10 protein-coding genes are annotated in these 10,025 nt (G+C 39.4%); 9 read left to right on the top strand and 1 reads right to left on the bottom strand.

Going from position 1 to position 10,025, the window contains the following annotated elements; all coding sequences use genetic code 11:
• The first annotated feature begins 107 nt into the window (after window positions 1-107).
• The 4 genes from FAX86_RS20550 (at window position 108) to FAX86_RS20535 (ending at window position 4,630) form a co-directional block, all read left to right on the top strand.
• Window positions 108-629, top strand: a complete 522-nt coding sequence (locus FAX86_RS20550; RefSeq protein WP_144395377.1) for a hypothetical protein — start codon at window positions 108-110, stop codon at window positions 627-629.
• 75 nt (window positions 630-704) lie between these two features.
• Window positions 705-1,217 carry a hypothetical protein gene (locus tag FAX86_RS20545; protein ID WP_144395376.1) on the top strand — a complete coding sequence of 171 codons (513 nt, stop codon included), beginning with the start codon at window positions 705-707 and terminating at the stop codon, window positions 1,215-1,217.
• A 425-nt stretch (window positions 1,218-1,642) separates the two neighbouring features.
• Window positions 1,643-3,109: a DNA recombination protein RmuC gene (locus FAX86_RS20540; protein ID WP_144395375.1), complete on the top strand. Its 1,467-nt coding sequence runs from the start codon at window positions 1,643-1,645 to the stop codon at window positions 3,107-3,109.
• A gap of 132 nt (window positions 3,110-3,241) precedes the next feature.
• Window positions 3,242-4,630 carry an aminoacyl-tRNA deacylase and HDOD domain-containing protein gene (locus FAX86_RS20535; protein ID WP_164503692.1) on the top strand — a complete coding sequence of 463 codons (1,389 nt, stop codon included), beginning with the start codon at window positions 3,242-3,244 and terminating at the stop codon, window positions 4,628-4,630.
• A gap of 38 nt (window positions 4,631-4,668) precedes the next feature.
• Here the strand turns inward: FAX86_RS20535 and FAX86_RS20530 are convergent, their stop codons facing one another.
• Window positions 4,669-5,784 carry a GNAT family N-acetyltransferase gene (locus tag FAX86_RS20530; protein WP_144395373.1) on the bottom strand — a complete coding sequence of 372 codons (1,116 nt, stop codon included), beginning with the start codon at window positions 5,782-5,784 and terminating at the stop codon, window positions 4,669-4,671.
• Between the two features lie 57 nt (window positions 5,785-5,841).
• Here FAX86_RS20530 and FAX86_RS20525 point away from each other — a divergent pair, with 57 nt between their 5' ends.
• The 5 genes from FAX86_RS20525 to dinB all read left to right on the top strand — a co-directional run bounded on the left by FAX86_RS20525 (window position 5,842) and on the right by dinB (window position 9,825).
• Window positions 5,842-6,360, top strand: a complete 519-nt coding sequence (locus FAX86_RS20525) for a glycine zipper 2TM domain-containing protein (protein WP_144395372.1) — start codon at window positions 5,842-5,844, stop codon at window positions 6,358-6,360.
• A 78-nt stretch (window positions 6,361-6,438) separates the two neighbouring features.
• Window positions 6,439-6,699, top strand: a complete 261-nt coding sequence (locus FAX86_RS20520) for a PepSY domain-containing protein (protein ID WP_144395371.1) — start codon at window positions 6,439-6,441, stop codon at window positions 6,697-6,699.
• Between the two features lie 19 nt (window positions 6,700-6,718).
• Window positions 6,719-7,393, top strand: a complete 675-nt coding sequence (locus FAX86_RS20515; RefSeq protein WP_144395370.1) for a response regulator transcription factor — start codon at window positions 6,719-6,721, stop codon at window positions 7,391-7,393.
• Between the two features lie 5 nt (window positions 7,394-7,398).
• Window positions 7,399-8,757, top strand: coding sequence for an ATP-binding protein (locus FAX86_RS20510; protein ID WP_144395369.1), 1,359 nt, complete (start codon window positions 7,399-7,401; stop codon window positions 8,755-8,757).
• Between the two features lie 9 nt (window positions 8,758-8,766).
• The gene (gene dinB, locus FAX86_RS20505) at window positions 8,767-9,825 is read left to right on the top strand and encodes a DNA polymerase IV (RefSeq protein WP_144395368.1); all 1,059 of its coding nucleotides are present in this window, start codon (window positions 8,767-8,769) and stop codon (window positions 9,823-9,825) included.
• Window positions 9,826-10,025: the final 200 nt, after the last annotated feature.

The following is a 10,025-nucleotide window of genomic DNA, read 5'->3' as shown; positions in this document are numbered from 1 at the left end:
GTATATGACATTTAACAAGGCATTTCACACATTTCGACCCAAGGGCCTCCATTCCGATATCCAAAGCTGCGCTTTGGTTGCCGGGTGAATGCGGCGTTAGGCGTAAAATGAAGATTTACCTACTACCACTAGTTATTTTTCTTGTCGGGTGTGATGGTCCATATAAAAATCTGGAGCAAAAGTACCCAAAAGGAAATGAAACCTCTGTTAAGGCTCTTACACCAGAGAGCTTGGTGTTAACAAGTCAGCACCATAAAGGAGCATTCTCATTCAGGAACATGAATAGTGTTCAATTGGCAGATAGTGCAGTTTTTATAAGCCTTGATAGTTTCTTTCATGATCCTGTTGAAATACCAGTTTCAAGTATCACAGGTTGCTCTTGCACCTACTTTGACAAAGACAATTGGCATACAGATTTAATTTTAGGTAAAGACGGCATTGAAATTGGGATACACCTATCAAGAGCAACGAAGGATTGGTGTTTTAAAAACAACCTCCCCGTCATTACTGGTAAGCAACAAAGAGATTGGCTCTATAATAAAAATGCCCTACCTTCTTTTGAGGATTATGTGCAAGTAACAAGAGAAGATTTTGATTATCAATTCAAACAAGCATGTATGGGTTATTAGCGTGCGCCTAACAAGCGCAAACAACCGGACTTACCGCTGCGCGGCTCGCCGTTGTTGCGGGCGTTATGTTTTCTAATGAAGATATCCTTACTTAAACAAATTAATGAGCTACCTATTGCGACTTCTAAGAAAGAAGTGGATGAACGTATTTTTGCGGTAATAGAGTTTTATAAGCGCTCAAGAAATACTCCCAAGCACCTCATTGCTGAAACAATGGTTGATATTCTTGGTTATGAAACCTATTCAGAAAGTGTAACTATTGAATTAGAGCACACTATTCTTCAGTGGATTAATGAGAGTTTTGATGAAAATGACGATAGGTATATGGATGCATTAGCCACAGTCTATGCCAATATGTGCTCAAGTGAAGCACTCAAGCATCTTCAAGATAAGGCAACGTCTATATCTAATTTAAAAAGCAAAAAGTATCTTGAAGAGGCAATTAATGAGTTTGTACAAAAAACACAACAAGTCGCAGTAGCCACCGTTGATGCTGGAGTAAATGCGAGCTACGGTGATAAGTGGGTATTACTTGTAATTGGCATCGCTATATTTTGTATTTCTTTCATACTTTTTTTATGGTTTTAAGAAAATAGTTACTGTGAAAAAATAAAGGGCCTTTTTATTAGGTCGGAAAGTATTCAAGCAGTTGGGAATAAAAGTAAGTCTAAAAATAAACATTGATAACTACTTGGTTAAGTAGTAGAGTTATCTAAATAATCTTCCCAAAAGATTTTTATAAGTCTTTGATTTATAAAGTGTAAGCATTATGGGGTTTTTGGGAAAAAGTAGCGATAACTTATTGAAATTCAAGCGGAATATATTTGGCTACGAACCAGGCGGTCGGAGGTTCGAATCCTTCCGTGCGCGCCAAATCAAGAAAACCGCTTCTTAGAAGCGGTTTTTTTTCCTTTTGATTTTGTTAAGTCAAAAGAGATTTGTTTTCTTAATTCCTCGTTGCTCCATTCTTTATTAACCGTTAACATCGTTAAAAACATTAAGAAATAACAATTATGACATTCGAACAAGTTGTTGTGTGGTTGCCATGGATTTCTGCAATTGGCGTTGTAATTGCGCTTATTGCTATGTCTGTCCTTCTTGTTAAGATTAATCGATTAACACAACAGGAAGCTTCACAAGAAGAATTAGAAAAAAAGGTTTTAGATGCTATTCTGCAGCTTCGAGAATTTCAGTTGGAAAAGTTTTCTGAGTCTTTTTTTAAATCTGAAAAGGCAACCAGTGAAACTCGAGAATTGTTAACTGCGAATATTACCGCATTGAAAGAAAATATTTTGCAACAGCAAAATGATTTTCAGTCTAAAGTTAGTGAAAAATTAGATCGCCATAAACATGAGTTCTCTGATCTGTTTTCACAGCGACAAATGGCGCAACAAACTGCTCTTGAAGAATTTAAAGAAAAACTTTTAAGCGTTTTATCGACTAACGACGAAAATACGCGTAATTCGCAATTGGAATTAAGAGACAAATTAATTACCGAGCTTAGAACGGCCATCCGAGATATTCGAGATGAGTTGACCAAAACACTAACAACGAATTCAGATAATATCCTTAAAGGGATGACCCAATTAACGCAATCGACAGATGAGCGATTAAAAGAAATTAGTGGTCAAGTAGAAAAGCGTTTATCCGATGGTTTTGAAAAAACCACCAAAACATTTAATGATGTGTTGAAGCGATTGGTATTGATTGATGACGCACAAAAGAAAATTACAGAGTTGTCCTCGAATGTTGTGAGTTTGCAGCAGGTGCTAGCCGACAAGCGTTCACGTGGAGCGTTTGGCGAAGTGCAATTAAATGCACTTATCAAAAATGTGTTACCTGAATCGAACTTTTCGATTCAATATAAGCTCTCGAATGAGAAAATTGCAGACTGTATCTTATTTTTACCCGAGCCCACTGGTAATGTAGTGATTGATGCTAAGTTTCCACTTGAGGCTTATCATCGCATGACCGATTTTGAGACTTCTGAAATTGAGCGTCAGGCCGCGTCGCGTCAATTCAAGCAAGACATTAAAAAGCATATCAAAGATATCAAAGAGAAGTACATCATTGAGGGAGAAACAGCGCCTGGTGCCATGATGTTTATTCCTGCAGAAGCCGTTTTCGCCGAAATTCATGGTCATTTCCCGGATCTTGTAGAACTTGCCTATAAAGAAAAGGTTTGGATGGTCTCGCCTACGACTATGATGGCTATTTTGACCACCGCAAGCGCGGTCATTAAAGACGAAGCGACGCGAAAACAAGTTCATATTATTCAGGAGCACTTAAGTCATTTATCGAAAGATTTTGGCCGTTTTAGAGAGCGAATGGATAATTTGTCGAAACATATCGGTCAAGTGTCAAAAGACGTTGATCAGATTCATACATCGGCGAACAAGATTTCCAGTCGATTTACTAAAATAGAGCAGGTCGATTTGCCGGAAGAAGAGCAGCCAGAGCTTCTATCTAAGCAGCAATAAGTCTCATTTTATGTAATAAAAATCTCATAATGAGACCTGTGTCTTAAACTCCATAAATATTTTGCTTACTAATTATCCTCCTGGCATATCTTTGGCTATAGTTACAGAAACGACATGCCATGGGAGTTATCTGTGAGTATTCCAAAGAACGTCGAATCCTATTTTAAGGAAAATGATATTGACTTCGAGTTAGTTGAGCACCCACCTGAAAAGTCATTAATGCATGTTATCCATGTCCTAGATTTACCGAAGAAAAACGTTTTGAGGAGCGTTTTAATGCAGGGCAATAAGGGTAAATATCTGGTGACTCTTCCCTACGAATATTTGTTAGATTTCGAGGTATTAAAGCGTATTACTAACGAAGACTTCAGCGTGATTACTGCGCCTCATTCCAGTAGTGTCATTAAAGGTTGCGCTGTTGGCAATCATCCACCGCTTTCTGAGCTTTTCTACGTGAATGGTATCGTCGATGAGTCAGTGTTTGAGCTGGATGAGGTTTATATCGAATCTGGCTCAGAGAGTAGTATATTGAAGCTGGATAAATCGGCAATAGAATCCCTATTTAAGAGTGCGCAACGCTTGTCATTCGCTTGTGGGCCAGAGAGACTGTATTCGGGGCGCAATGCGCAACAAGATATGTCGGAAACGGTTAACCAATTTACGCCTATTCGTATAAAGCAGCGTGTTGATGAAACTTTTGATTTGCCTGCGATGCCAGAAATCGCGCAAGAAATCATGAAGTTACGTGTTGATCCTAGCGCTGATGCAAAAAAGTTAGGTGATATTGTTAAGAAAGACCCAAGTTTAGCGGCACAAATTATTAGCTGGGCGAGCTCTCCTTATTATGGTTACAAAGGCACCATAGATTCAGTTGAAACAGCCATTTCTAGAGTGCTGGGCTTTGATTTGGTGATGAATTTGGCTCTCGGTATTTCGATAGGTAAATCCTTCAACGTTCCAGAAGACGGCCCTTTAGGTGTTCATTCCTTCTGGCAACAAGCCGTATATTCAGCAAGTTTGGTTGAGAAGCTTTGCTTATTAATTCCGCCAAAGAGAAGACCCGAGCGTGGCCTCTCTTACTTATCTGGATTGCTGCATAATTTTGGGCATCTATTGCTCGGTCACTTATTTCCTCCACAATTTAATTTGATTAATCGTTATATTGAAGCGAACCCGAATATTCCTCTGGATGATATCGAGCATTTTGTTATGGGAATGTCGCATCAAGAGATTGGTGCCTGGTTGATGCAGAATTGGCATATGCCGGACGAACTCATCGTAGCGGTGCGTTGGCATCACAAAGAAGAGTTTTGGAGCAAGCATGCCGTTTACTCGAACTTAGTGTTGCTGGCTGGGCGGTTGTTGAAACGTATTGATCTTGGTGATGCCACAGGAGATTTATTACCTCAAGCGACTCTCGAAAACCTTCAGCTAGACGAAGAAATGGTAAATGAAAGCTTTAAACAGTTGTTGGATGAACGAGATACGCTCGACTTGATGTCTAAACAATTGGTAGCTTAACGAAATTCTATTTTCTCAAAGTATATTGCCCTTTCAATTTATCGAAAGGGCAATAAATCTTTTAGTTCTCGCATATAATCCATCATATAATCATTTTCCTGACTAAAAAACTGACGGATTTGTCGGTGTATATTACGATCAAAAAAGTAATAGACGGAGGGAACTCGATAAGGTTGAAAACCGCGTCGGGCTTTATGTTCTCCTTGAACACCCGGATTAAAATTGGGAATGTTTTTAGCGATACAGTATTCCATGCCTTGATAGTAACAACATTCAAAATGCAATAATTGATTTTCAACGAAACTTCCCCAGTATCTTCCGAATAATGTGTTTTGATCATAAACAAATAGCGCTGCGGCAATATCTTCATTGTTTGCCCGGGCAATGATGATTAAAACTTGGTTGTTTAATGCAGTGAGCCAGCGCTTAAAAAACTCCAAATTAAGGTATCCGGAATGTCCGGAGCGTTTAAGATAGGTTAATCGGTAAAATGGATAAAATCGCTCAATGATTTCATCGTTGATATTATCGTCATCAAAAAGATGAATAGTTATACCTAGATCTTTTACTTTTCTTCGTTCTCGTCTAACGTCTTTTGCTCTCTTAGAATTTAGTGTTGCCAAGTGATCGTCAAATGAAGCGAAGTTTTCGTTTTGCCAATTGAAGAAAAGACTATCGCGAATCAAACCTCCTGTTTCTTGAAACGTTTCACGCCAGTGTTCAGGAATATAAAGCCATTGAGCTGAAAATTGACTGACGGACTCCAAGCTTGCTCGAATATCATTAATGGTCTCAACGTTGGGGGAGGTTAAGGTTTCAGGAAGCTGAATTGGCGAAAAGGGAAACTGGCACACCCATTTGGGGTAATAGCGAATTCCATTTCGTTGAACAGCATCGGCAATACTCCAGTCAAACACATATTCACCGTAGGAGTGTGTCTTAAGGTAACCAGGTAAAAAATGGTATGGCTGCGTGTCATCGGTGCGATAGCTGAGGTGGTACGGTTGCCAGCCAGATTCACTCGAAGCACACCCCGACTCTTCTAGTGACTGAAAAAATGCTTTCGAATAAAAAGGGGATTCGGTTGTATTTTTCAGGTTTGGATGGGAATCCACATGAAAACTGGACTTAAACTCAAATTGTTCAGATTGCATTCAGTTAATCATTACTAAAATGGACACCAGTTCATTATGAAGTACTGAGGTAGCAATGTGAAATACGTTCTTTTCAAATGGCTTAGTGTCAGTATGGTTTTGATTTCAATGAGTTCGACGGCCAGTGAGTTAAAAACGCAGTACGGAACAGTACTGTCGGTTAAACCGATTATTGAACTGGTTAAAGAATATCGACCGGTAAAGGTTTGTCGGGAAGTTACACGCAAAGCCAGGCCCCAAGATGACTCTGCTAATCGATTAGTGGGAGGCATCGTTGGGGCCGTCATTGGTAGTAAACTTGGTCATGATCGAGGTGAAAAAGTTGTCGGTGCAGCCGCTGGCGCGGTTATCGGGTCTAATATTGGCGAAGCTATGGCTGAGTCTCACAAAAGTCTCAAACGCAAGCGAGTTTGTCGATTCGAGGACCGAATGCAAGAGTATGAACGTCAGAGCGGATATCGAGTCGTATATCGTTACATGGGGCAAAATTTTGAAACTGAGATGCCTTACGATCCCGGCCCAGAAATTGAGCTCGAAGTGAGCGTCAATCCGGTCATTTCAGGTGAGCCAAATTGACAAGTTTTCAGTACTGTAGGAAGATAATCGACATCAATGTGTTTTCCCCAAATCTTTTAGTTATCCAAGAGGCACAAAATGAAATTGCTTAAGACGTTTGCTTTACTTTTAATCTTTGTCAGTGCGCCTGCAATGGCAGATAAAGATCAATGTAAGGTAATCTCTAAAGGTAAAGCTGTCGCAGTTGCCCAAAAAGCGATTAAAGGAAAAGCATTATCGGCAAAGCTCATAAAGAGTCGTGGACCTGCAGTCTATCGTGTGAAAGTATTGTTGGATAATGGTCGAGTAAAGACAATTTTAGTGGATGGCTGTAAAGCTAAAGTATTGGAAGTAAATTAGGATTTGAGGGAATCTCTGAATGAAAGTTCTTGTTGTAGAAGATGAGCAGGCGCTCCAGGATCAGTTGAAAGCCGCATTAAATAAAGAAGGTTATGCAGTTGACCAAGCGTTTGATGGAGCCGATGGCTTATATTATGCCGAGGAGTATCCTATTGATTTGGCGATTATCGATTTGGGCTTACCCAAAATTAATGGCTTGGATCTGATCAGTAAAATTCGTGAGTTAGGGAAAGATTTTCCCATTTTAATTTTAACGGCACGTTCTCGTTGGCAAGAAAAAGTTGAAGGGTTATCTCGAGGCGCAGATGATTATTTAGTTAAACCTTTTCAAGTGGAAGAACTCATGGCTCGTGCTAATGCATTATTACGCCGTTCATCGGGATTCTCATCGCCAGTCATCCGCAAAGGACCTATCGAGCTTAATTCGAGCAGTAAACAAATTTTAGTGGATGGACGGGAGCTCGATTTAACTGCATATGAGTATAAGGTTCTCGAGTATTTGATGATGCATCCAGAAAAAGTCATTTCTAAAACAGAACTAACTGAGCATATCTACGAGCAAGATCACGACAAAGATAGTAATGTGCTGGAGGTCTTTGTTCGTCGATTACGGAAAAAAATAGATCCTGAAGGTAATTTAAAACCTATTGAAACTTTGCGTGGACGGGGTTATCGCATCAACCCTGATCTATAGCCTTAATGAAATATTCTTTACGTAATCGTCTGATTATTGTGTTCTCCTTTTCGCTCATCGTTTTGGTGAGCGGTGTTGCATTCTTTTTGGAAAAAGCCTTTGATAAAAGTTTAACAGGGCAACTGCAACAACGAATGAAAACTCAACTCTTTATGTTACTAACAGCAGCTGAAGAGGAAGAGCCTGGTTCTTTGTACATTCCTGAAGTGGTACGTGAAGACGCATTTAATCAAATAGACAGCGGAAGTTATGCATTTGTGTATTCCGATGATCAAGAAGAGGTATGGCGTTCATTTAGTGCTGTCGATTTGGAGTTAGAGCTAGCGGAAAAATTAACAACCGGTGAATTTTTCTTTGATCTTGCCGTCATCGAAAATATTCGATTTTATCGTTTAAGATATGCCGTTATTTGGGAAAGCTATGACGGAACAGAAAGTTATTATCAATTTACCGTATTACATGAAGCGCATCTCTTAAAAGACGTCATAAATGACTTTCGTTACGCACTTTGGTATGGATTGATATTTGTCTTAGTGGCTATGCTTATTGTTCAGTTTATAGCTTTACGCTGGGGATTAGCGCCACTTGGTTTGGTTGCCAAAGACTTAAAGAATATTGAAAGCGGTAAACAACAAGCTTTGTCGAAAGACTATCCAACTGAACTCATTCCACTGACAAAAAATTTAAATTTACTGATTGAATCAGAGAGAACACAAAGAGAAAAGTATCGTAATACGTTTTCTAATTTAGCACATAGCTTAAAAACGCCTCTGGCTGTTATTAAAGGCGCGGTCAATTCTGATGCGACTGAAGATCAAAGTGATACCATTCACTCTCAAGTGACTCGGATGGATGAAATCATTCAATATCAACTGTCGCGAGCGGTTGCTGGCAGTCAAGGTCATATGCTTGCATCCGTTAACGTAAAAATTGGTATTGAAAAAATATTGTCTGCCTTGAGCAAAGTTTATCAAGACAAGCAGTTGGAATTGACTTTAAATTGTGATGACTCAGTACGCTTTTATGGAGACGAAGGCGACTTCATGGAGATGATGGGAAATCTTTTGGATAATGCCTGTAAATGGACCAGTCAACGTGTGTTAGTTGATGTGTCTCAATCGTCAAAGAAAAACTCTTATGTGCTCGATATTCGAATTGCCGATGATGGCCCAGGTATTCCAGAAGATATGCGCGAGAAAGTCATCACTCGTGGTGGTCGATTAGACGAACAAACTGAAGGACAAGGCATTGGATTATCCGTCGTTGCTGAATTAGTGCATCAATACGGTGGTAAGATCAGCATTAAAGAGAGCAATATTCAGGGTGCAGAATTTCAGCTTTTATTTGATTTTCGACGTGTATAGTTAGTCGCAATGACAAAAAAAATAATTCACATTGATATGGATTGTTTTTATGCAGCTGTTGAGATGCGGGATAATCCTTCATTGCGGAATGTGCCGTTGGCGGTTGGCGGACAAGCTGAACGCCGAGGTGTAATTGCGACCTGTAATTATATCGCTCGAGAATTTGGCGTGCATTCAGCCTTGTCATCAACCATTGCAAAATCTCGTTGTCCTGATTTGGTGATTGTCCCGCCCAACTTAAACAAATACCGAGATGAGTCAAAAAAAATCCATCAAATATTTCAAAGATACACCGAACTGATAGAGCCTTTATCATTGGATGAAGCCTATCTTGATGTTTCTAGTGCGATTCAATGTCATGGCAGTGGTACTTTAATTGCTGGTGCCATCAAACAGGATATCAAAAAAGAAACAGGCCTGACGGCATCTGCGGGTGTTGCACCGAATAAATTTCTGGCTAAAATCGCCAGCGACTGGAATAAGCCGGACGGTCTAAAAGTCATTGCACCAGATGATATTGATACATTTGTTTTTCATCTTCCGGTATCAAAAATTCACGGCGTTGGAAAAGTCACTGCTAAGAAGTTACACAATCTAAACATTCGTACATGTGGTGAACTGCAAGAATTCTCTCAAGCATTTTTGATCGACAAGTTTGGCAAATTTGGGGATCGGTTATATCGTTTTTCTCGTGGTATAGATGATCGAGATGTATCAACTTCCCGTACGCGAAAATCAATTAGTGTCGAGAAAACCTTTAGTAATGATTGCTACAGCGTTGAGTCATTGACCGAAAAATTACCGCAATTGATCGAGTCTTTGGAAAAGCGCGTGAATAATAAATCAGCCACAGGATTCAAGTCGATTTTTGTAAAAGTTAAGTTTAATGACTTTTCAACCACTACCGTTGAAAGAAGAGCAGAATTTATTCTTGAAGAAGTCTATGAACAATTAATTAATGAAGCCTATTTAAGAAAAAAGCTGCCTGTTCGTTTATTGGGAATTGGTGTTCGGCTGGATGAAAAAGCGGAGCAATCTTTTGAGCAATTAATACTTCCTTTTCATTAACTGGTGTTACGCATCTTGAGTCTTCTCAATAGCTAATAACACTTTTGGTTAAATATTCTTTTTGCGCTATTCTTTGTTCCAACGTTGTATTTGACATTTAATAGTATTCTTGATTTACTGCAATGCAGCATAGATAGGGCTGTGCCATTAATACTCAGACGTCGAAAGCACGATCCTTTTTATATACTTTTGGCGATGAT

The sequence above is a fragment of the Pleionea sediminis genome (assembly GCF_007570825.1).
GTDB lineage: Bacteria > Pseudomonadota > Gammaproteobacteria > Enterobacterales > Kangiellaceae > Pleionea > Pleionea sediminis.
The sequence above is the reverse complement of the archived record's forward strand: the minus strand, read 5'-3'. Positions and strand labels throughout refer to the sequence as shown.